This is a genomic window from Mesorhizobium sp. M0296 (genome assembly GCF_040321675.1).
Taxonomy (GTDB): Bacteria; Pseudomonadota; Alphaproteobacteria; order Rhizobiales; family Rhizobiaceae; genus Mesorhizobium.
Window position 1 is genome coordinate 14,529 of sequence record NZ_JAMYRZ010000037.1, and the last position, 22,207, is coordinate 36,735.

General features: G+C 61.0%; 23 protein-coding genes. 12 read left to right on the top strand and 11 right to left on the bottom strand.

Annotated elements, in window-relative coordinates:
- Positions 1-38 precede the first annotated feature (38 nt).
- Positions 39-1,094 (top strand): amino acid ABC transporter permease, encoded by a 1,056-nt coding sequence (locus NKI97_RS27525; RefSeq protein ID WP_352837703.1) that lies wholly within the window; start codon positions 39-41, stop codon positions 1,092-1,094.
- Between the two features lie 44 nt (positions 1,095-1,138).
- Positions 1,139-1,888 carry an amino acid ABC transporter ATP-binding protein gene (locus NKI97_RS27530; RefSeq protein WP_352813644.1) on the top strand — a complete coding sequence of 250 codons (750 nt, stop codon included), beginning with the start codon at positions 1,139-1,141 and terminating at the stop codon, positions 1,886-1,888.
- Between the two features lie 48 nt (positions 1,889-1,936).
- Here the strand turns inward: NKI97_RS27530 and NKI97_RS27535 are convergent, their stop codons facing one another.
- A complete protein-coding gene (locus tag NKI97_RS27535; RefSeq protein WP_352453299.1) occupies positions 1,937-2,275 on the bottom strand; it encodes a hypothetical protein in 339 nt (112 codons plus the stop codon).
- A 157-nt stretch (positions 2,276-2,432) separates the two neighbouring features.
- On the opposite strand from NKI97_RS27535, the gene NKI97_RS27540 reads away from it, so the two are divergent.
- A complete protein-coding gene (locus tag NKI97_RS27540; RefSeq protein ID WP_352837705.1) occupies positions 2,433-3,878 on the top strand; it encodes a hypothetical protein in 1,446 nt (481 codons plus the stop codon).
- 151 nt (positions 3,879-4,029) lie between these two features.
- Here NKI97_RS27540 and NKI97_RS35555 read toward each other — a convergent pair whose 3' ends face one another.
- The 8 genes from NKI97_RS35555 to NKI97_RS27580 all read right to left on the bottom strand — a co-directional run bounded on the left by NKI97_RS35555 (position 4,030) and on the right by NKI97_RS27580 (position 11,651).
- On the bottom strand, positions 4,030-4,359 hold the full coding sequence (locus tag NKI97_RS35555) for a TetR/AcrR family transcriptional regulator C-terminal domain-containing protein (protein WP_502907127.1): 330 nt from the start codon (positions 4,357-4,359) through the stop codon (positions 4,030-4,032).
- Complete coding sequence (locus tag NKI97_RS27550; RefSeq protein WP_352837707.1) at positions 4,356-4,694, bottom strand: hypothetical protein; 339 nt, start codon at positions 4,692-4,694, stop codon at positions 4,356-4,358. The genes NKI97_RS35555 and NKI97_RS27550 overlap by 4 nt, the downstream gene beginning before the upstream one ends.
- A 297-nt stretch (positions 4,695-4,991) precedes the next feature.
- Positions 4,992-5,978, bottom strand: coding sequence for an ABC transporter ATP-binding protein (locus NKI97_RS27555; protein ID WP_352837709.1), 987 nt, complete (start codon positions 5,976-5,978; stop codon positions 4,992-4,994).
- Positions 5,978-6,976 carry an ABC transporter ATP-binding protein gene (locus NKI97_RS27560; RefSeq protein WP_352797478.1) on the bottom strand — a complete coding sequence of 333 codons (999 nt, stop codon included), beginning with the start codon at positions 6,974-6,976 and terminating at the stop codon, positions 5,978-5,980. The genes NKI97_RS27555 and NKI97_RS27560 overlap by 1 nt, the downstream gene beginning before the upstream one ends.
- Complete coding sequence (locus NKI97_RS27565; protein ID WP_023680719.1) at positions 6,973-7,866, bottom strand: ABC transporter permease; 894 nt, start codon at positions 7,864-7,866, stop codon at positions 6,973-6,975. The genes NKI97_RS27560 and NKI97_RS27565 overlap by 4 nt, the downstream gene beginning before the upstream one ends.
- Positions 7,867-7,868: 2 nt before the next feature.
- A complete protein-coding gene (locus NKI97_RS27570) occupies positions 7,869-8,804 on the bottom strand; it encodes an ABC transporter permease (protein WP_352837711.1) in 936 nt (311 codons plus the stop codon).
- Between the two features lie 9 nt (positions 8,805-8,813).
- Positions 8,814-10,412: an ABC transporter substrate-binding protein gene (locus NKI97_RS27575; protein ID WP_352837713.1), complete on the bottom strand. Its 1,599-nt coding sequence runs from the start codon at positions 10,410-10,412 to the stop codon at positions 8,814-8,816.
- Positions 10,413-10,436: 24 nt separating this feature from the next.
- Positions 10,437-11,651, bottom strand: coding sequence for a trans-sulfuration enzyme family protein (locus tag NKI97_RS27580; RefSeq protein WP_352466284.1), 1,215 nt, complete (start codon positions 11,649-11,651; stop codon positions 10,437-10,439).
- 100 nt (positions 11,652-11,751) lie between these two features.
- Between NKI97_RS27580 and NKI97_RS27585 the strand changes: the two genes are divergently transcribed.
- The 5 genes from NKI97_RS27585 to NKI97_RS27605 all read left to right on the top strand — a co-directional run bounded on the left by NKI97_RS27585 (position 11,752) and on the right by NKI97_RS27605 (position 16,787).
- Positions 11,752-12,654: a LysR substrate-binding domain-containing protein gene (locus NKI97_RS27585; RefSeq protein ID WP_023680715.1), complete on the top strand. Its 903-nt coding sequence runs from the start codon at positions 11,752-11,754 to the stop codon at positions 12,652-12,654.
- 606 nt (positions 12,655-13,260) lie between these two features.
- Positions 13,261-14,229, top strand: a complete 969-nt coding sequence (locus tag NKI97_RS27590; protein WP_352837714.1) for a helix-turn-helix domain-containing protein — start codon at positions 13,261-13,263, stop codon at positions 14,227-14,229.
- A gap of 145 nt (positions 14,230-14,374) precedes the next feature.
- Entirely contained in the window at positions 14,375-15,892 is a 1,518-nt protein-coding gene (adh, locus tag NKI97_RS27595; RefSeq protein WP_352837716.1) for an aldehyde dehydrogenase, read from the top strand.
- Between the two features lie 68 nt (positions 15,893-15,960).
- Entirely contained in the window at positions 15,961-16,293 is a 333-nt protein-coding gene (locus tag NKI97_RS27600; protein WP_352453054.1) for a DUF779 domain-containing protein, read from the top strand.
- Between the two features lie 254 nt (positions 16,294-16,547).
- Positions 16,548-16,787 carry a potassium channel family protein gene (locus NKI97_RS27605; RefSeq protein ID WP_352837718.1) on the top strand — a complete coding sequence of 80 codons (240 nt, stop codon included), beginning with the start codon at positions 16,548-16,550 and terminating at the stop codon, positions 16,785-16,787.
- Positions 16,788-16,799: 12 nt separating this feature from the next.
- On the opposite strand, the gene hemN is transcribed toward NKI97_RS27605, so the two are convergent.
- Positions 16,800-18,149, bottom strand: coding sequence for an oxygen-independent coproporphyrinogen III oxidase (gene hemN / locus NKI97_RS27610; protein WP_352837720.1), 1,350 nt, complete (start codon positions 18,147-18,149; stop codon positions 16,800-16,802).
- A 148-nt stretch (positions 18,150-18,297) separates the two neighbouring features.
- On the opposite strand from hemN, the gene NKI97_RS27615 reads away from it, so the two are divergent.
- The gene (locus NKI97_RS27615) at positions 18,298-19,026 is read left to right on the top strand and encodes a Crp/Fnr family transcriptional regulator (protein WP_352837722.1); all 729 of its coding nucleotides are present in this window, start codon (positions 18,298-18,300) and stop codon (positions 19,024-19,026) included.
- On the opposite strand, the gene NKI97_RS27620 is transcribed toward NKI97_RS27615, so the two are convergent.
- The gene (locus NKI97_RS27620; protein WP_352837723.1) at positions 19,023-19,352 is read right to left on the bottom strand and encodes a hemerythrin domain-containing protein; all 330 of its coding nucleotides are present in this window, start codon (positions 19,350-19,352) and stop codon (positions 19,023-19,025) included. The genes NKI97_RS27615 and NKI97_RS27620 overlap by 4 nt on opposite strands.
- 337 nt (positions 19,353-19,689) lie before the next feature.
- Here NKI97_RS27620 and ccoN point away from each other — a divergent pair, with 337 nt between their 5' ends.
- From ccoN to NKI97_RS27635, 3 genes are read left to right on the top strand one after another with little or no spacing between them, the layout of a single operon-like run.
- A complete protein-coding gene (gene ccoN, locus NKI97_RS27625; RefSeq protein ID WP_352837725.1) occupies positions 19,690-21,300 on the top strand; it encodes a cytochrome-c oxidase, cbb3-type subunit I in 1,611 nt (536 codons plus the stop codon).
- A gap of 11 nt (positions 21,301-21,311) precedes the next feature.
- A complete protein-coding gene (gene ccoO, locus NKI97_RS27630; protein ID WP_352837727.1) occupies positions 21,312-22,043 on the top strand; it encodes a cytochrome-c oxidase, cbb3-type subunit II in 732 nt (243 codons plus the stop codon).
- Between the two features lie 12 nt (positions 22,044-22,055).
- Positions 22,056-22,205 carry a cbb3-type cytochrome c oxidase subunit 3 gene (locus tag NKI97_RS27635; RefSeq protein WP_352453038.1) on the top strand — a complete coding sequence of 50 codons (150 nt, stop codon included), beginning with the start codon at positions 22,056-22,058 and terminating at the stop codon, positions 22,203-22,205.
- Positions 22,206-22,207: the final 2 nt, after the last annotated feature.

The window sequence follows — 22,207 nt, forward strand, 5'->3', positions numbered from 1 at the left end:
CTATGAAGGCCGTGTCTCTTTCCCTTCCGGCCGAGCCAATGCCAGGACAGATCCGCTTCGGCGCCTTGCGGCGGTCCGCCAAGCTCCTGTTCGGCACGCCGCTCAATGCCGCCCTGACGCTGTTGTTCGGCGTTCTGCTCGTCGCCACGGTACCGCCGATGCTGCGCTGGCTGGTAATCGACGCCGTGCTGTTCGATCCCAATCCAAGCGCCTGCCGGGTGGCCACCGGAGCCTGCTGGAGCTTCATCTACGCCAAGTCCGGGCAGTTGCTGTTCGGCATATATCCGCTCGACGAACGCTGGCGCCCCGCCATCGTCTGCCTGCTCATCCTGGCGCTGCTTGCCTGGTCGGTGCGGCCCGCCAGCTGGGCGCCGCGGCTGGCAGCGCTCTGGGTGGCAGCGTTCGTGCTGATCTTCTGGCTGATGAGCGGCGGCATCGGCCTGACCGAGGTTCCGACCTCCTCCTGGGGCGGCCTGCCGGTGACGCTCATCCTCACCGTCGTTGCCATCGGCGTCGCCTTCCCGGTCGGCATTCTCTTGGCGCTGGCCAGGCGCTCGACCATGCCAGCGATACGCATCGGCGCCGTGGTCCTGATAGAATCGGTGCGCGGACTGCCGCTCTTGTCCATCCTGTTCGTGGCGTCGATCATGATGCCGCTGTTCCTGCCCGAGGCCCTGTTGCCCGACAAATTCGTGCGCGCACTGGTCGCGCTCACCATCTTCGCCGCGGCTTATCTCGCCGAGGTGATCCGCGGCGGCCTGCAGGCCATCCCGAATGGCCAGTACGAGGCTGCGGCAGCGCTCGGCCTGCCCTTCTGGCGCACGCAATATCTCGTCATCCTGCCGCAGGCGATCCGGGTGGCGATCCCGGCGCTGGCCAACACCATCATCGTCATGATCAAGAACACCAGCCTTGTCCTGGTCGTCGGTCTCTTCGACCTGATCAGCTCCGGTAAAGCGGCGCTGGCTGACCCGGACTGGCCGTCGCCGGCGGCCGAGACATTCCTGTTCATCGGCGCGATCTTCTTCGCGCTCTCCTTCTCGTTCGCCCGCTTCGCCGACTTCCTGGAGCGGCGCGGCCCGACCGCTCACTAGGAAATGCCTTGATGTTATCGTCCGCCCCAACGCGCGCTCCGTCCATGATCGATCTCAGCGCTCCGCCCGCTATCCAAATGACCGGCATGAATAAGTGGTACGGAAACTTCCATGTGCTGAAGAATATCAACCTGACCGTCCATCGCGGCGAGAAGCTGGTGATCTGCGGTCCGTCCGGCTCGGGCAAGTCGACGATGATCCGCTGCATCAACCGGCTGGAGGAGCATCAGCAGGGGCAGATCGTCGTCGAAGGTGTCGAACTCAGCAACGATTTGAAGCAGATCGACGTAATCCGCAGTGACATCGGCATGGTGTTCCAGCACTTCAACCTGTTCCCGCATTTGACCATTCTGGAAAACCTGACACTGGCGCCGATCTGGGTGCGCAGGATGCGGCGCGGGCAAGCCGAGCAGACCGCCATGCACTATCTGGAGCGGGTGAAGATCCCGGACCAGGCGCATAAATATCCCGGCCAGTTGTCCGGCGGCCAGCAGCAGCGCGTCGCCATCGCCCGTGCGCTCTGTATGAGCCCGAAGATCATGCTCTTTGACGAACCGACCTCCGCCCTCGATCCTGAAATGGTCAAGGAAGTGCTCGACACCATGGTCGCGCTGGCTGGGGATGGCATGACCATGCTGTGTGTCACGCACGAGATGGGATTTGCCCGCCAGGTCGCCGACCGCGTCGTCTTCATGGACCAGGGCGAGATCGTCGAGATGAACACGCCCTCCGAATTCTTCTCGCATCCGCGTCACCAGCGCAGCAAACTGTTTCTTGCCCAGATCCTGAACTAGCGAACCTCTCCCGCCAGCCCATGCGCCGGCCGGATGGGCAGACGCAAATCAGAAATCCATCCGGGGCCTGGTCAGCGCGCAGCGACCTGCCAGACCGCGACGCCGGCCCAGGATCAGGCCGGCGACGCCTTCGATGCTGCGCGAGATAATGTCGAACAAGCGCGGCCGACTCTCGAAGGAATACACCAGGCGTTCGCGAAACAGGATCGACAGCGCCGCGAGTTCCGGCCATTGGTAGATGTTCGGCCCACAACTTCTGCACGTCGACGATCCGGGCGCCTGGCGGTGGGCGCTCCGGTCCTGTTTCGAAGATAATGCGCCGCCGGCCGGCGCAGGCACAGCTGCCACGTATTGCAGCAGACGGCAGAGGACGAGAACGTCGTCCACAACGCAACTCTCGACTCGAAGTCGTAGCTGCATCATATGGCCTGTTCACCAAGCGGGCTTGGGGGCTAGCACGAAGTCGGGCACCCACTTTGGCACCTCCACTTGCGCGAGCAGTAGTCCGCTTTCCTTCGCAAATGCCATGTGGCAAGACGGATGGATGGTGGCGGACAGCGAACATAAAAGCATCTCTGCGAGAGCGTTGGGCATCGCATTATCAGCTGCTGCCCTCGTGCCGCATTTCACAACCCCAGCCTTTGCCCATGCTTCCGAGCGCGGCTATGTCATGCTCCTGCCGACCGGATATTATGTCGTGGGCGGGGCGGTGGCCGTAGCCGCGAGTTTTCTGGTTCTGGCTGTCCTCCCGCCCAGGCTGCTCGAACGCATTTCGGCATCCCGCCTGCCAATTGGTCAATTCGGCGACGCCGCGCGCATTTGGATCAGCACGCTCGCCTTCGCGGTTCTCGCCATACTCGTGGCGGCGGGAATTCTCGGCAGCCGAGATCCGCTGTCGAATCCACTTCCGCTAACGGTGTGGACGCTGGTCTGGGTCGGACTGACATTGCTTCAGGGCATATTCGGCAATGTTTGGTCGTGGACAAACCCGTGGTACGGGCCGTGGCGCATTTTCTCCAGCGTCTTCCCGGCATTCCGCGATCGCACAATGCCACAAGGACTGGCTTACTGGCCGGCGTTGATTTTGTTTGCAAGCTTCGCCTGGTTCGAGCTGATCTATCCGGCGCCCGAAGATCCGGCGCGGCTTGCGTTCGCTCTCATGGCCTACTGGCTCTCGACCTTCGTCTGCATGATCATCTTCGGCTACGAAGGCTGGAGCCGGCGCGGCGAGTTTCTGTCCGCGTTCTTCCGCATGGTGTCACGCTTCGCCATCGTCGAAACGACGCCGGACCACCCAAGCGGGGGGCGCGCCCTCTCACTCTGCTGGCCTGGAGCGAAATTGTGGAGCGCGCAAGCCTTACCGGCGAGCGGTATGCTCTTTCTGTTGCTGACGTTGAGCTCGGTGTCCTTCGACGGTCTGTCGAAGACCTTCTCTTGGCTGGGCGCGAATGGTGTCAATCCGCTCGAATTTCCGGGGCGCTCGGCATTAGTCGGAATCAACAGCGCCGGTCTTGTGCTGATGTTTATCGCACTTGTCGCCGTGTTCTTCGCCGCAGTGTTTGTCGGTGAGCGGTTGGCCGGGAGCATCTCTTTCGGAAAAGCGGTCGGGCTCCTTGTCTGGTCGATCGTCCCGATCGCGCTCGCCTATCATTTTTCCCACTATCTGACGGCCCTCCTGGTGAACGGCCAGAATGCGCTCGTCGCTATTTCGGATCCGTTTGATCGGGGATGGAACCTATTCGGCACGGCGCACATGAATGTCGGGGCGGGAGTGATCATGGGCTCCGATGCAGCGTGGATCATCTGGAACTTTCAGGCGGCGGCGATCATCGGCGGCCATATACTTGCCGTTCTGGTCGCGCATGGGCTGGCGTTCCGTTTGCATCCGGCGCGCAGCCGCGCGGCGCTCAGCCAATTTCCGCTGACCGTTTTTATGGTCGGATATACGGTTTTCGGGCTGTGGCTGCTGTCCACGCCGACGGCCGTCTGACGGCCGCAAGCCACGTATCGGAGGCGTTGGTCGACAGACCTCACGGCGGTGTATCGCGACCTCAAGGACATGCGTCGAACAAAGCCGGTGGTTGGTGAATTGGCAACGCCGGCAGCACAACTGACTGCTTCACAGTTCTTCGGCCTGATATCTAAGCCGACGGGACGCCCTCGGTGGCCAGACGCCGGAAGATCTGGTCGACTTGTTGCGGCGGCAATTTGGCGCCGCCGTCGAGCCACCAGATCAGCACCGACAGAAAGGCACCCACGACGAACTGGACGATCAGTTCGTTCGGCACGACATCGAGGCGCGGAAACTCCTCGATGTAGCTCATGCCGTCGACAAGCATCTGGCCCCATTCCGGCGTCGGCGGTGCAACGCCCAGGCCGAGAAAGCTGAGCGTCGCGATGGCCAGCACGAGGGCGCCGGCATCGGCCCTGGCGGGGTCCTCACCCCGAAACGCGAAGATGAGGATCGTCAAAAGGTGCCGATCAGCCCCAGCCCGGCCATCCACCAGATGTGCCAGATCAGGGCGAAACCAATGACGACGGCAAAGAAGGCGTTGACGACCCCGACTGGACTGTTCTTCGGTACTTCGATCGGCTCGTACGGGCGCGGTGGCACCGGTTGAGCTTGCTGTGCGTTGGCGCGTTGCTTCGCGACCCAGTAGCTGTCGCGCTCGGCCACATGCGGCAAGACGGCAAAGTTCCAAGCCGGCGGCGGCGAGGCCGTGGACCATTCCAGTGTGCGACCGTCCCAGGGACCGCCGGTGACACGAAGCATCTCGCGGTCGCGGATCGAAACAACCAGCTGCACGATCTGGCAGACGATGCCGCCCAGAATGATAACGGCTTATTCGACCACTCGCAACCAGTTTGACCTGCCAACCATGTCTCACGAGCAATGGCAGGCACTTAAGCCAACGCTACAAGAAGCGGAATAATAACCGGCAAGAGGTTCCTCTCGGCCCGCCTGAGTAACCAGGGCTGCCGACAGAGCGCTTTCCCACTCACTGCCGGCCCGGTACCGGAAGGAAGGAGCGCAAATCTCTGCTTCGCCACCAGAATGCGCAACGCATCAGGTCCCGCACGCTCAGCTAGATCTGACGTTTAATCATGCGGCCGAGACCCGCTTCGCGAATAGGTCGCCGGCGAACCTGCACGCCGCCTTGTGCATTGAGCTTACTTCTTGCGACACAGGCTCAGCCTGCGCACAAGCTTCCACTGAAAGGGGACACCGCGTCCTGAAGAAACAGCCGGAGGGCGGATTCGTCGGACTTGGGATTTCGCCCGTGATCAACGGAGGGTTGCGCCGACGTTCGGTGGCAGGATCAGCCTCGGGGACAGACGCGAGAAGGAGTTGGGTGTAGGGATGGCTCGGATTCCGGTAGACCTCTTCCGAGCTACCGCTTTCCACCACCTTGCCGAGATACATCACGTAGACCCGGCTCGCCGCCTGCCGGACAAGCGCGAGGTCATGCGCGATGAAGAGGCAGGACACGCCGAGCTTCTCTCTGAGGTCGAGGAATAGGTTCATGACCTGCGCCCGTATAGACAAGTCTAGCGCGCTGACCGGTTCGTCGCAGATTAAAACCCGCGGCTCTACGGCCAGCGAGCGCGCGATCGCGATGCGTTGCCTCTGGCCGCCTGAGAGTTCACGGGTGAATCTGTCCCGGACCGTCGTCGCCAGACCGACTTGGTTGAGGAGCTCAGCGATCCTCCCCTCGCGTTCCGTTTGCGAACGCAAACCTGCAATTATGAGGGCTTCGTTTATGGCTTCGCCCACAGTTTGGCGATCATTCAGCGATGCATAGGGGTCCTGGAACACGTACTGAACTGCCCGACGCGCTTCCCGCAGACGGCGTCCACTCAAGGAGCCGAGGTCGATGCCATCAAAAACGACACGTCCGGATTGGGGTTTTTCCAAGCCGACGATCGAACGGCCGAGCGTGGACTTGCCGCAGCCAGACTCCCCCACCAAGCCGACGATCTCGCCTTGATTGAGGTGGATTGAGACGTCGTTTACCGCTTTGATCGTTTGGCCACGTTTGGCGCTTGGAAAGCTGGTGACCAGATGCTCGACTTCGAGTACCGCGCTCATTATGCGCACTCCTTCGCCCGAATATTCAGAACGGGACAGGCGGCTGACACACCCGGAACTGCCGTCGGCAAGAACGGCGGTCGCCGCTCGCCGCAGGCATCCACAGCGCATCCGCAGCGGGGCATGAAAGCGCACCCTGTGATCGGCGCGCCAAGGATGGGCGGAACGCCCGGCAATCCACGGAAACGCGATCCGATTGCGTCCTGTTTCCTCGGAATTGCCTCGATGAGGCCCATCGTATAGGGATGCTGCGGCTGAGAGAGTACACGCTCGGTCGGTCCGGTTTCGACGTGGCGCCCCGCGTACATCACCATTACGCGGTCGGCCGCGCCCGCCACGACACCCATGTCATGCGTGATCAAGATCATGGCCATGTCCATTCTGGACTGGATTTCCTTCAGCAGTCGGAGGATTTGCGCCTGGACCGTCACGTCGAGCGCGGTGGTCGGCTCGTCGGCTACGAGAAGTGTCGGCTCGGCGGCAATGGCGATTGCGATCATGACACGCTGTCGGAGACCGCCCGAAAGCTCATGGGGATACTGCTTGAGGCGTATTTCGGGGTCGGACATCCCGACCATCTTGATAAGTTCAAGCGCCCGGGTTTCCGCAGCTCTTGCGGTCATGCCGAGGTGAAGCTCGGCTACTTCGGCTATCTGCCGTCCGACCCGGCGGGCGGGATTGAGCGCGCTCATCGGGTCCTGGAAAATGAAGCCAATGGATTTTCCGCGCAGGCTGCGAAGCGTTTCATTGTCCGATCCGACGAGCTGGCGGCTGTCGAACAAAATGGTGCCCGATATATCCGCCTGGACGCCCACGGGCATCAGGCCGAGAGGCGCAAAGCAGGTGACCGTTTTGCCGCTACCGCTTTCTCCCACAATCGCGAGGGTCTCTCGGCGGCTCAGTTCATAGGCTACTCCGTCGACTGGGCGGACCACGGTATGCGCCGTCAGCAGGTCTATGGTCAGATCTTTGACGCGGAGTATCGGTTCAGAACTCATGGCCGTGCCTCCTTGGCCCAGAATGCGGTTACCCGGCGGCGGGCCGCGAGCATCCGGGAGGTCAGCGGCTTCGGAACTCTGTTGAGGGCGACCGCTTCACCGAGGATGTTGAATCCGATGACAGCTAAAGTCAGGGTCAGTCCCGGCAGGATGACCTGGCGCGGATCGGACTCGAGATATGGAAGCGCGTCGACCAACATCTGTCCCCATTCAGGCGTCGGCGGCTGGATGCCCAGCCCGAGGAAGCTCAACGTTGCGATTGCGAGCGCGACTGCTCCGGCGTCGGCCGTGGCATATACGAGCACCGCCCCGATCGTCGTGGGAAGAAGATGGACAAAGTAAATGCGAACGGGACTTGCGCCCAATACTCTTAGGGCCTCCATGTGGGGCTTGTTCATGGTGTTGACAGCCACGGCCCGGCTAATGCGGGCGCTACCCGGCCACCAGGCGAGCGCGAGCGCGAGGATCATGTTCCAGTAGCTGACTCCGGCAATGCCGATCACCGCAAGTGAGACGATGAGGCTGGGGATTGCCTGGCCGACGTCAACGATGCGCATCAGCAGTTCGTCCGTCCAGCCCCGCCGGTATCCGGCAATCGTGCCGATGGCGATGCCGATGGCGTGCGCGCACACAAGGACGAGACAGACTCCGACCAGCGACGTCCGAGCCGCCACAATCAACCTGCTCAATGTATCGCGCCCGAGATGGTCGACTCCGAAGGGATGGGCGAGCGTCGGGCCCTGGCCAGCGATCAGCAGGTCTTGCGCATTGGGATCATGTGGCGCGATGTAGGGTGCGAGCAGTCCCAACAGAACGAACGCGCCGATAGTAAATACCGCCGAGCGCGGGAAGGCGCCAATGGCCTTCAGGAGTGGTCTGACTGGCTGCATGTTCAGCTCCTTTGAAGTCTAAGGCGCGGATCGGTCAGCGTAATGCAGATGTCGACCACGACGTTCAGGATGATGAAGAACGTGATGAAGACCAGAAGGCAGGCCTGCACGACCATGAAGTCGCGGAATCTCACCCCGGTCAGGAAGAGGTCGCCGATGCCCTGCCAAGCGAACAGAGGTTCGACAACGACCGCGCCCACGACCATCGTCCCGATCTGCGTTCCCAAGGCGTTCAAGTACGTCGGCGCGATGTTCGGGATCGCGTCGCGAACCAGAATACTCGTCCTTGACAGTCCTTTGCTCATGGCCGTTAGGACATAGGGTTTGGCCATCGCCTCCTCGAAGCCAACTCGGACGACGCGGCTCAGAACTGCTGCGGGAAGAAATCCCAGAGTGAGCCATGGAAGCACCCAACTGACGGGTCCGGCAAACCCGAAGGTCGGAAAGACGTGCCACGTGACCGAAAAGGCGTAGACCAGCAGTGCTCCGACGAAGAAGGACGGAGTCGAAGCGCCCAGAAGAGCGCTCCCTCGGGTGACCACGTCTGGCGCCCTATGTGCCCAGAGCGCGCCTACGAAGCCGACGAACAGGCTCAGCAACAAAGCCACGACCGCTCCGCCCGCAACGAGGGTGGCGGTCGCGGCAAGGCGGCTCTTGAGGGACGCGCCGACCGCCTCGCCCGTCTTGTAGGAAATGCCGAAGTCGCCGTGGATCGCTCCGTTCAGCCAGAAGCCGTAGCGTTCGAGAAGCGGCTTGTTGAGCCCCAATTCCTCCTCGACCTTGGCGATATCGGCTTTGGTGGCCGTCGGCGTCCGCAGCTCGGCGATGAGTATCGCCACGTTGCCCGGAGCGGATACCACGAGCGCGAAGCATAGAACGGACGCCAGAAACAGCAACAAGACTGCGTTGCGGGCCCTTTTAGCGATGAAGGCGAACACGGCCGTATCCTACTCCGCCAGTGTGATATTCTCGTAGGGCATGTCGTACTCGGTCGCGGGGCTCTGGAAGCCCTTCACCCGAGCGGCATGCGCCCATATGCCCGGAACGAAGAGCAGCGGCGCGATGGCGTCGTTGTCGTGCAGCCAGTCATAGACCTTCTGTAGAGCTGCTTCCATCTCGCCTTCGGGCGCGGACATCGCGGCGAGCACCAACGGATCGAGGTGCTCGGGGTCGATGAAGAGCTTGCCGTCCACGCCGTTGTCATAGGTGGATAGGAACAGGCCCACCACAGTCCCGAAAGGTTCGTATGGCGCGCCGAACGTCTGGAAGAAAGCGAGATCGAACTTGCGCTCCGGAATGTCGCTGTGCCGCGACGCATGATCCACCGAGCGGATCGTGAGCGTGACGCCAATCTCCTGGAGCTCGGACTGGATCACTTCCGCGACGGATCGGGACCCCGGTACTTGCTCCTCGCTAACGACCAGTTCAATGGCAAGGTCCTTGCCGTCCTTCTGCCTGACAGGCCCCCCGACCCAGCCTGCCTCCTCGAGCAGCGACTTTGCGGTCTCGGTATCCCGCCTAGGCACATCGAAGCGCTTCCCCGAATACGGAACGGTTTCGGAGAACAGGTTGCCAGTGGAGGTCGCCAGACCGCGGTAAAGCACTTGCGAGATCGCAGCCCGGTCGATGCCGAGGTTGATCGCCTTGCGGACTTTCGGGTCCCTCAGCGCTTCGACGCGGGAAGTGTTGAAGGCCATAATCATTGTGGTGGTGCCGGGATCGATGACGACGTCGATGCCCGCTCCCTTCAGCGTCTCTGCTTCCGTTGCGGTCAAAGGCGACACAAACGCTCCGCCGATCAGATCCACGTCGCCCGCGCGCAACGCTGCCATGCGGCCGCGCGAGTCCGGAAGGACTTTTACCTCAAGATATTTGAAAGAGGGTTTGTCACCCCAGTAGGCGTCGAAGCGCTCGAAGGCACTGCCCTCATTCCCGGCAGTCGCTTGATGCCACGGTCCCGTGCCGACGGGTGCCTTATAGCTACCGTCCCCAGAGACCGACTTGGGGCTGAGGAGCCTGACTGGCCGGACGTAAGCGAACTCCTGGAGCAGGCCGAGGACCGGTTCCTTGAACCGGACGTTGACGTGATCGTCGTCGACGATGTCCGTTCCGGCGTAAAGCCGGGACGAATTCATCCAGTTGTTCGCTTCGAGTCCGATCCACCTCTTCAGGTTCCATTCCACCGCCGCGGCGTCGAACGGAGTGCCGTCGTGGAAAGTCACGCCCTTGCGCAACGTGAGCTTAAGCAGCCTGCCCCCGTCTTCGACCGACCATTCGGTCGCCAGCCCTGGCTCGATCTTACCGTCATGGCCGTATTTAACCAGCGGCTCGAAAACGAGGTCCTGAACGCCCCACACGCCGGTGTATTTGTGAGGATTGATATCCCCGGCGGACTTGGCGATCGCGATGCGAAGCGTGTCCTTAACCTCTGATGCCGCAACGATTGACGGCAGGATGGAGGATAGCGCCGAAACTCCCAGCAGTTTTGAGACGCCCGCCAGGAAGGAGCGCCTGTCTATTCGCATGAATTCGTTGTTGTTGTTCATTGTCATTCCCCTTTTTGTGTTCACTCACAGCATTGATTGCCGGATGTTTTCTTTGCCGAACCGCTCGTCGTCGATCCGTGCTTGGATTTGGGCCAACATTTTCTCGAGATCGGCCATGAGATCGTCGTGCGATTCCAACCCCACGCTGAACCGCAGAAGGAGGTCCTGCCCACTCCAGGTCGTCGCGGAGCGGTTGCTCTTCACGGGCATGGGGGCAACGAGGCTGCGTGTCCCACCCCACGAGGCGCCGATGGCGAACGTCTCTAGCGTATTGAGCGCCTCCGGCACGTGCAGCAGTGCTTCGGGAACCAATTCCACGCTGAACACTCCGCTCGCGCCGAGGAAGTCGCGCTTCCAGAATTCGTGCCCGGGACAAGACGGCAGGGCGGGGTAGAGCACACGCTCGACGGCTGGGTGGCCGCGGAACCAGTTGATCATCGCCGTCGCGCCGTCGTGCGCGTGTTTCATTCGCACGCCAAGAGTCTCCATGCCCCGCAACACCAAAGAGGCGTCGTCGGGGGAAACACCGATCCCGGCGCGCCCCATAGTCGCCTTGAGCGCGTTGAAAAGCTGCTCGGAAGCCACCGTGATCGATCCCATCAGCACGTCGGAATGGCCCGAGATATATTTGGTGAGCGCTTCGGTCACGATGTCGGCCCCATGTACGAGGGGCTTGAAGTTAAGAGGGGTCGCCCAGGTGTTGTCGAATCCGACGAGCGCGCCGTGCCGATGCGCGATCTCGGCAATCCGCGGCAGATCCTGGACTTCCATGGTCGTCGAACCGGGGGACTCGCACCACACCAGTTTCGTGTTCCCGTTGATCCGACGCTCGAGCCCCTCGGGCGAAGTGGGATCGTAGTACTCCGCTCGGACGCCAAACTTTGCCAGATCGGTGTTCACAAAATCACGGACCGGGGGATAGGCCGTGTCCGCCACCAGTACCTTGTCTCCGGCATTGAGGACGGCGAGCATTGCGATTGCGTTTGCGGCCTGGCCCGATGGCGCGAGAAGCGTCCGGTGACCCTGCTCGAGCTGAGTGATCTTTTGCTCCAGTGTACGCGTCGTCGGGGTGCCGTAGAGGCCGTAGGAATAGCCGTCAGGCCCTCGCTGGCCGCGAGTGGCGTAGGCTGCGGCATCCGCGAATACGATCGTCGAAGCCCGATGGACGGCTGCACCCAGAGCCTCGAAGCCGTCTGTTTTGACTTTGGGGGTCACAACGCATTGGGTGAGATCGTTCATGCTTGCTCCTCATGTGTTGGAGACAGTTACAGCATGACAAAACCTATTCCGTCCAATATCAAGATCGGGATGTGCTATTCTCTCAGGTTATAGGTGCGTCATGAATCTTCGCCAGATCGAGGTCTTCCACGCCGTGATGACGATTGGAACCGCCTCACGCGCCGCGGAGATACTACGCATCTCACAACCTGCGGTGAGCAAGGCCGTCCAAGAACTGGAGCGCGACATCGGTTTCGCGCTCTTCCACCGCATCAAAGGACGGATGTCGCCGACGGCAGAAGGCAACCTGTTTTTCAGGGAAGTGGAGACCTCATTCTCCGGCCTCATCCATTTGAAAGGGGCCGCAGCGCGGATTCGCGACTTCGGTTCGGGGGAAATCCGGATCGCAAGTCTCTCCGCATTAAGTACGAATGTAATGCCAAAGGCATTAAAGGCATTTCAACACCGTCACCCTGACGTTGCGATCACCTTTCAGGCAAGGCTATCCTCGGAAGTCAAAGAACTCGTCGCCTCCGGCCAGTTCGACGTCGGCCTGGCGGCGGACGAGATCGATCTTGCGGGCGTCGAAGCCCACCCATTCCGGAACTACCGGGTCGCGATCGCCATGCCCAAGGGCCATCCGCTAGAGGGGAGGGAAGTGATCCGTCCCGCCGATCTCCATGGGCAGGCCTTCATCGCGTTGGCTCCGGAGGACACTACGAGACGGGAAGCAGAGGCCATCTTCGCTGATCACGGCATCAAGCCCAAAGTGGTTCTAGAAACCCCCTATTCCACCACCATCTGCTCGATGGTCAATGCGGGGCTTGGATGCGGAATGGTCAATCCTTTAACTGCCCTTCCCTATCTCAACGGAAACCTCAGCCTCCGTCCATTTCTCCCGGGAATCTCCTTCCGAACCCTTCTGTTGTTGCCACCCAACCGACGCCCATCGAGAGTAGTTAGCGACTTTATCGAGCAGCTGATGCGTATCGCATTGGAAATTGATGGGGCTGTCCAAACTTGACTTCACTTTCGTGAACGTCGGCTTCTGGGCCCCATGCCGTCACCCGCCAGGCCTCAATTAGGATAGCGCGCCTCGCTCAGCCGCAGCAGCGAAATTGGAACTGGGAGTTCGATGAGTGTGGGGAAGGCGGTAGCGCTCTAGCGACTCGAACCCCCGAAATTTGCAGCGGAACGTTCCGCCGTCCGTCGCCCCTCCGATGCGCACGTCGCTACTCGTCTTTGCCGGAGACGTACCCGTGACCGTTGATTTTATTGGCTTTTTCGTTGGCCAAAATCAGAAATCTTCCCGTATTGTTCCGCACGGTCCCGCGGCTGATTATGGTCGGTCGTCTTTGCTCTAGATCAATGAATGCCCAGTTCATGCCGATAGGCTTTTAGGGGATCAACCGAAAGGTTGCCTGGAAGAGAGAGAATGCACAGGCGAGGACGACTATCCATTGGCCAAACGTCACTGACTGACAGGAAAACATAGAGGATGTCTGGTTCTTCTGTCGAATTGACAGTGCGTTGATAGAAAGCGAAATCTGATACGACACCCGCGTTGCCTTGTCTTGAAGCAACCGTGGTCTAGTAGCCGAAAGGAAGAACTGGGCTTGGGAGGACAAGCATGGGTAAGGATCTATCCGGTCATCACGCCGACCGCGTTCAGGCCGCGATCGCTTCGGACGCGGCGGCGAAGTCCGCGCTGGTCGCTTCCTGGCGACGGTCTTCCAGTCTGCACCGGCTCGATCCGGCCGATTGCAGCCCCCCACGCTACCTGACAGAGGCGGAATTGGGACAGGCCCGGCAACGCATCGGGCCGCTCGTCCGGGTTGCTCAATCAAGCCTGGACCGGCTCTATCTTGCGGTGGGCGGCGTTGGATGCTGCGTCCTGCTCGCCGATCGCGACGGCGTGCCGGTCGAACGGCGCGGCGCGCCTGTGGACGACGAGACGTTTCGTTCCTGGGGGTTATGGACAGGGTCCGTCTGGAACGAGGAGAGCGAGGGCACCAATGGTATCGGCACCTGCCTGGTGGAACAGCGCGTCCTGACGATCCACCGTGATCAGCATTTTCACACGCGCAACACCGGGCTGAGCTGCACCACGGCTCCGATCTATGATCACCGTGGAGACCTTGTGGCTGCGCTTGACGTGTCTTCCTGCCGGGCTGATCTGACCGAGGTCTTCTCCAACCTTATTTCTATGGCCGTCGTCGACGCGGCGCGTCGGATCGAGGCGGAGAACTTCAAGATGGCATTCCCCAAGGCGCGCATTCTGCTGGCGCCGGTGCCCGACAAGGGTTCCGGCGCGTTGATCGCGGTTGATGCGGACGACCTTGTGGTCGGCGCGACCCGTTCGGCTCGCCTGGCGCTTGGAATTACGCAACAGTGTCTCGACAAACCGATGCCTGCGGCCGATCTGCTCGGTTGGGCCGAGAGCGGCCCCGAAGTCCTCGCCGAGGCGGAGCGCGGCGTCCTGCAGCGGGCGCTGGCGCGGGCAGACGGAAATGTCTCGGCCGCGGCCCATGCGCTCGGGATCAGTCGCGCCACGCTTCACCGCAAACTCAACCGCCTGGACGTCCACAGGTCCCACTGACTTTTGAAACGTCGCATGACTGTCGCAATTCTGCGACACATCCCGCCCGCCCACTGTCCCCGGCGTATTGGCAATAGCGGTGGGAGATCGCAAGTGTCTTCCCGAAGCGTCGCATTCCGCGGCGTCAGCCTTGGGAGGAAGACACATGAACAAGGTAGAATTCTCACGCCCGGTCAAGGCGCCCTTCGATAAGCGCTACGGCAATTTCATCGGTAGCAAATGGGCCGAGCCGCGTTCGGGCCGTTATTTCGAAAACTTCTCGCCGGTGAATGGTCAGTTGCTCTGCGAGGTGGCTCGCTCGGATGCCCAGGACATCGAGGCAGCTTTAGACGCTGCCCATGCCGCCAAGGACGCCTGGGGGCGCACGAGCGTGGCCGAGCGCTCACTCATCCTCAATCGCATCGCCGACCGCATGGAGGAAAACCTCGATCTCCTCGCATGTGCCGAAACCTGGGACAACGGCAAGCCGATCCGCGAAACGACCGCCGCCGACCTGCCTCTAGCCATCGACCATTTGCGCTATTTCGCCGGTGCCTTGCGTGGCCAGGAAGGCAGCCTTTCGCAGATCGACGACGATACCGTTGCCTATCATTTCCATGAGCCGCTCGGCGTGGTCGGCCAGATCATCCCGTGGAACTTCCCGCTGCTGATGGCTTGCTGGAAGCTTGCTCCCGCGCTTGCCGCCGGAAACTGCGTCGTGCTGAAGCCTGCCGAGCAGACGCCGGCTGCCATCTTGCTGTGGGCCGATCTTATCGGCGATCTGCTGCCGCCGGGTGTGCTCAACATCGTCAACGGCTTCGGCCTCGAAGCCGGCAAGCCGCTCGCGTCGTCGCCGCGCATTGCCAAGATCGCCTTTACCGGAGAAACCACGACCGGCCGACTGATCATGCAGTATGCCAGCCAGAACCTAATCCCCGTCACGCTGGAACTGGGCGGCAAGTCGCCCAACATCTTCTTCAAGGACGTTGTCGCCGAAGACGACGATTTCTTCAACAAGGCGATCGAAGGCTTCGTCATGTTCGCGCTGAATCAGGGCGAAGTCTGCACCTGCCCGAGCCGCGCGCTCATCCATGAATCGATCTACGACAGGTTCATGGAACGTGCGCTGAAGCGTGTCGAGGCGATCGTACAGGGCGATCCGCTCGACCCGGCAACGATGATCGGTGCCCAGGCATCATCCGAGCAGTTGGAAAAGATCCTGTCCTACATCGACATCGGCCGCCAGGAAGGCGCCGAGTTGCTGACTGGCGGCGAGCGCAACGTCCTGCCCGGCGATCTCGCCGGCGGCTACTACGTCAAGCCGACGGTGTTCAAGGGTCACAACAAGATGCGCATCTTCCAGGAGGAGATCTTCGGACCGGTGGTTTCGGTCACGACCTTCAAGGACGACGACGAAGCGCTCAGCATAGCCAACGATACGCTCTACGGCCTCGGCGCCGGTGTCTGGACACGCGACAGCAACCGCGCCTACCGGTTCGGCCGCGCGATCCAGGCCGGCCGCGTCTGGACCAACTGCTACCACGCCTATCCCGCGCATGCGGCCTTCGGCGGCTACAAGCAGTCCGGCATCGGCCGCGAGACCCACAAGATGATGCTCGACCACTACCAGCAGACCAAAAACATCCTGGTCAGCTACAGCCCGAAGAAGCTCGGCTTCTTCTGATCGCCGCTTTGACCCACAGGCGCGGCTCCGCGAGGGGCCGCGCCAAAGGCTGGAAATCGGAAAACATGATGCGAGCGAAGATTACCGCGACACCGGCAGCCCTTGAACTGTTCGCCGAGATCGTTGCCGAGCACGGTCCGGTGCTGTTTCATCAATCCGGCGGCTGCTGCGACGGCTCTTCGCCGATGTGCTACCCGCGTGCCGGCTTCATCGTCGGCGACCACGACGTGCTGCTCGGCCATATCGGCGACGCGCCGTTCTACATCGGAGCGTCGCAATTCGAGGCCTGGAAGCATACCGATCTCATCATCGACGTTGTGCCTGGTCGCGGCGGCATGTTCTCGCTCGACAACGGGCGCGAGAAGCGGTTCCTGACGCGGTCGACAATCTGTGCCGTATAGGTGAAACCTGCCGGTTTTGATTTCGAGCAAGGAAGGCACCGCAGCAATCTCTACCTTCCGAAGATGATGCTCAATCTGCTCATCGGCACCGTCGTCATTAGCCTTACGGTCCTGGTTCACACCTTTGGTCTGATCGTGGTCACACATGTGATGGGTCACCTGGTCGCCCGGTTTCGCATGCACGGGCGCCGCAGCCGCATCGTTGCGATGATCAGCGTGGTGATGGGGCTCTTTGCCATCATGACCGCAGAGGTGTGCTCTGGGCAGGACTATACCGGCTGCTCGATATCTTTGCTGACTTCGAAACCGCACTGTACTTTTCCACCATCACCTTCTCGACCGTCGGCTACGGCGACATTGTGCCCGCTCACGCATGGCGCGTCCTCGCGGCTCTAGAGGGCGTGAACGCATTTCTTCTGATTGGGTGGTCGACCGCCTATCTGATCGCGGCCGGCACCCGCATTGGCCCATTCAAGGCCGGCGAGCATTTCTGAACGGGCGATCGTTCAGACCGCTACGGAATGCCTGGCTGTACCGGTTTCGAAATATTTGTCGAACTTCGCTGCGGTGCTTCTGACAAAGGGCCGGCTTTCCGCCGGCACGACGAAGCGGTCACCATCAAGTTCAAGCAGCCGCGCAGGACCATGAAGAGCCGTGGAACTCGCCTTGAGGAGAAGTCTTTGGCCGGCTTCGCCAAAGCGCTCCACCAGCTCAATCGCCGAGAAGGCGAAGTCACACATCAATCGCTCGATGATCCAGCCGCGAACGCGGTCGTCTTCGGAAAGCGCAATGCCTCGGACCGCTGCCAGCCCTCCTTCTGCAACCATGCGTCCATATTCGGCGGTCGAAGGCATGTTCTGTGCATAGCCCTGGCGAAACTGGCTGATGGATGACGGGCCAAGGCCGATCAAGGTCTCGCAGCGATCCTCGGTATAGCCCTGGAAGTTCCGGTGCAGTGTTCCGGCGCGGGCGGCAAGCGCGAGGGCATCGCCCGGTTTGGCGAAATGGTCGAGCCCGATTGCTTCGTATCCCTGGTCCACGATCGCCCGCGCCGCAAGTCGCGATTGAGCAAACCGCTCTGCCGGACCCGGCAGCCATGCCTCGTCGATCATCGTCTGATGTTTCTTAAACCACGGCACATGGGCGTAGCCAAAAAGCGCTATCCGATCCGGTTCCAGGGTCAGTGCCTGCGCGACGGTGGAGGAGACGCTCTCCCTGGTCTGGTGTGGCAAGCCGTAGAGCAGGTCCAGATTGACCGATTCGACGCCGCGCGAACGAACGCCGTCGACTACCGCTTTGGTCTGCAAAAAGCTCTGCTCGCGGTTAATTGCCTTTTGCACCTTCGGGTCAAAATCCTGGACGCCGAGGCTCGCACGGGCCATGCCGATTTCGGCGAGTGCGTCGAGGCGGGCATCGTCCATATCATTGGGTTCGATTTCGACGCTGATCTTGGCGCCGGGAAGAAAGGTGAAGCTGTTGCGCAGGACGGTTCCCACCGCCACCAGATCCTCCGGTTTGAGCATCGTTGGCGAACCGCCGCCGAAATGGACGGCACGCACGCGGCCCTTGCCTGCGACAAGACTGGCGACGGTGGCGATCTCGGCATGCAGCGAGCGAAGATACGTGCTCACCGGTTCGTAGTGGCGTGTCTGCTTGGTATGGCAGGCACAGAACCAGCAAAGCTTGTCGCAGTACGGGATGTGCAGATAGAGCGATATCTCGTGGCCCTCGTCGAGCGCCTGCAGCCAGCCTCGACAAACGGCAGCATCAACGCCTGGATGGAAATGCGGCGCGGTCGGGTAGCTCGTGTAGCGTGGAACGTTCTCACCGAGCCTGACAACTAAATCTGGCCGCATGTCGCTATCCGATCCCCTTTGCATCGCGCGACACTGGTCACATTGGGCGCCGGCGGCCTTGATTTCGGTCAAGGCCCCGCAGACAAACTGCCGCAAGGCTTTTTTATCCGGCGATGGTACGTTGCCGGCACATGGAATCCTTTGGAAGATGACGGTGCGCCAAGACGTTCACAGTTCCGGCATCCCAGTGCTTTGCCAGTCTTGCGAGGCACGACACCGCGGCGTTTGCGGCGCGCTCGATCCCGATCAACTGGTGGGCCTCGCCAAGACCTCATCGAAGCATACCGTTGAACCGGGCGCAGAACTGATTGGTGACGCCGAGACCGTCGACCGTTATTCGAACGTGCTTTCCGGCGTGGTGAAGCTCACAAAGAGCCTGTCGGACGGACGCCAGCAGATTGTCGGCCTCCAGTTTGCCCCCGATTTTCTAGGCAGGCCCTTCAAGCTGGAAAGCGCGATCAACGCCGAAGCCGCAACGACCGTTTCGCTGTGTTCGTTTCCAAAAGCCGCCATCGAACGCATGATGAAGGAATCGCCACAGCTCGAGCATCGTCTCTTCAAGCAGACGCTCAATGAACTCGACGAAGCACGAGACTGGATGGTGACGCTGGGGCGCAAGAGTGCTGCGGAAAAGGTGGCGAGCTTTCTCCTGATGATTGCCAGGAACATCGATCCCACGCTTGACCCGGCGGCCCAGTCGACAAGCTTTGACCTGCCGCTGACGCGCGCCGACATCGCCGATTTTCTCGGCCTGACGATCGAGACGGTCAGCCGCCAACTGACCAGGCTGCGAACAGACAGCGTAATCCGGATCGACAACAACCGGCACGTGACGGTGGAGAACATGAGCGGGCTGCAGCGACGCTCCGGCGCCTAACCGGCATCGACGACCCCGATCATCGGCAAGACGTGCTCGCGCTCGAAGGCGATATGCCGGCGCAAGCTTTCGAATAAGCCGCGCAGCATGAAGCCGACAGCCTCGGCATCCTCGACTGTCTCGCCATGGCCGATCGCCAGCAGGATTTCAGTCACCTCGCCGGCAAAGCATTCGTCCTCGACGTGTTCTGCGCGCAATCGACGAGTTGACGCAAGGTTGGCATCGCTGCCAGTCAAAGCAGCCTCGTAGGCCGGAAAGATAACCGTCTCCTCGTATTGGTGAATGTTGCGCAACAGCGGAACGATCGCGTTGGCCCGCCAATACACTTCAGGCGATCTGCGGCCGGCAACGTATCGGCGATCTTTTCCAAGGCGTCACAGAGCCGCAACTTTTCCCCATGGGCACGTTTCATCACAGCGCCAGGGAGGAACTCTCGATCGAACCGTCCGACCGGCATGGAAATCTCGCGGCGGGCTTCAAACAGCGACGATTTCCGCTCGTTCTCCCCGTCCAATAAAGCCTCCTGATCGTTTGCGAGTTGGAAGCTGCCCAATCCAAAAGCAAATGGCTTTGACATGGATCAAGGCAGCGACGACGCGACTGCTGAATTGGTGTCAAGCGGATTGGTATCCGCGCATCCCAATCCGAGGTCGGGGACAGGTCATGAAGTTCGGCACGCAAATCTTCGCCTTGGGCCTGTTCACATTTGCGGCCCTTGTGGCTGCCGGGTTCGGTGTGGACGAGCCATTCCGGCAGCATATGTGGGTACTGTTTTTTGTCCTGCTCGGCTTTGTCGCCATCCTCATCCGCAACACGAATTTTGAAGTGGCTGCTCCGATCGACCCATCCGCCTACATGGATGGGCCAATCCGCTATGGCGCCATCGCCACCATGTTCTGGGGTGTCGTCGGCATGCTGGTCGGCGTCGTCATTGCGCTGCAACTTGCCTATCCCGATCTCAACATTCAGCCCTGGTTTAACTTCGGCCGTTTACGGCCATTGCATACGTCGGGCGTCGTCTTCGCCTTCGGCGGCAATGCGCTGCTCTGCACGTCCCTGTATGTCGTCCAGCGCACCTGCCGCGCTCGGCTGTTCGGCGGCGATCTCAGCTGGTTCGTGTTTTGGGGCTACCAGCTCTTCATCGTCATGGCCGCGACCGGCTACCTGCTCGGCATCACCGAGAGCCGCGAATACGCCGAGCCCGAATGGTATGTAGACGTCTGGCTGACCATCGTCTGGGTCGCCTATCTCATCCTGTTCCTCGGCACGATCCTGAAGCGCAAGGAGCCGCACATCTACGTCGCCAACTGGTTTTACCTCTCCTTCATCGTCACCATCGCGATGCTGCATGTGGTCAACAACCTGTCGATGCCGGCCTCATTCCTGGGTTCCAAGAGCTACTCCGCCTTTTCCGGCGTCCAGGACGCCCTGACCCAATGGTGGTACGGCCACAACGCCGTCGGCTTTTTCCTCACCGCCGGCTTCCTCGGCATGATGTATTACTTCGTGCCCAAGCAGGCGAACCGGCCGGTCTATTCCTACCGGCTGTCGATCATCCACTTCTGGGCGATCATCTTCCTCTACATCTGGGCCGGTCCGCATCACCTGCACTACACCGCCCTGCCCGATTGGGCGCAGACGCTCGGCATGGTGTTTTCGATCATGCTGTGGATGCCGTCATGGGGCGGCATGATCAACGGCCTGATGACGCTGTCGGGCGCCTGGGACAAGCTACGCACCGATCCCATTATCCGCATGATGGTGATGGCCATCGCCTTCTACGGCATGTCGACCTTCGAGGGCCCCATGATGTCGATCAAGGCGGTCAATTCGCTGTCGCACTATACCGACTGGACCATAGGTCACGTGCACTCCGGTGCGCTCGGCTGGGTCGGGATGATCTCGTTCGGCGCGATCTATTACATGGTGCCGAAGCTTTGGAACCGCCAACGGCTCTACTCGCTGCGGCTGGTCACCTGGCACTTCTGGCTGGCGACGCTCGGCATCGTCGTCTACGCGGCCGTCATGTGGGTATCCGGCATCATGCAGGGCCTGATGTGGCGCGAATACGACGAGCAGGGCTTCCTGGTCTACTCCTTTGCCGAAACCGTGGCCGCCATGCACCCCTACTATGTCATGCGCGCCATCGGCGGGGCCATGTACCTCTCCGGCGCCCTGATCATGGCCTGGAACATCGCCATGACCATCCTCGGCTACCAGCGCGAGGAGGAGCCGATGCCCGGCGCTGTTCCCGCCCTTCAGCCTGCCGAATAAGGAGCCAGACAATGGGCTTGATGGACAAACACGCGATCATCGAGAAGAACGCTACGCTTCTTCTCGTTGGCTCTCTTCTTGTGGTGACGGTCGGCGGCATCGTCGAGATCGCACCGCTCTTCTATCTCGACAACACGATCGAGAAGGTGGAAGGCATGCGCCCTTACTCGCCACTCGAACTGGTGGGGCGCAACATCTATGTGCGCGAGGGCTGCTACCTCTGCCATAGCCAGATGATCCGGCCATTCCGCGACGAAGTCGAGCGCTATGGTCACTACAGCCTGGCGGCCGAGTCGATGTACGATCATCCTTTCCAATGGGGATCGAAGCGCACCGGACCGGACCTCGCCCGGGTTGGCGACCGCTACTCGAATGCTTGGCATGTCGATCACCTCACGGATCCGCGTTCGGTCGTGCCGGAATCGATCATGCCGAGCTACGCATTTCTAAAAGACACGCCGATCGACGTGAAGGATTTCTCGACGCATCTGGTCGCCAACAGGCGCGTTGGCGTCCCCTACTCCGACGACATGATCGCCCACGCCAATGCCGATTTGATGACGCAAGCCGATCCCAACGCCGACACATCCGGCCTCGAGTCCCGCTACCCCAAAGCCAAGATCGGCGACTTCGACGGCAACCCGCAACAGGTCACCGAAATGGATGCCCTCGTCGCCTATCTCCAGATGCTTGGCACGCTGGTCGATTTCAAGAACTACGACGAAGCCGCCGGCTATCGCTGAGGAGTTTTATTTATGGATTACAATCTGATGCGAGAGTTTGCCGACAGCTGGGGCCTGGTCGCCATGGCGCTTTTCTTTGTCGGCGCAATTGCCTTCGCCCTGCGCCCCGGCAGCCGCAAGCTGGCCGACGAAGCTGCCCGGATTCCCCTTAAGGACGAGTGATC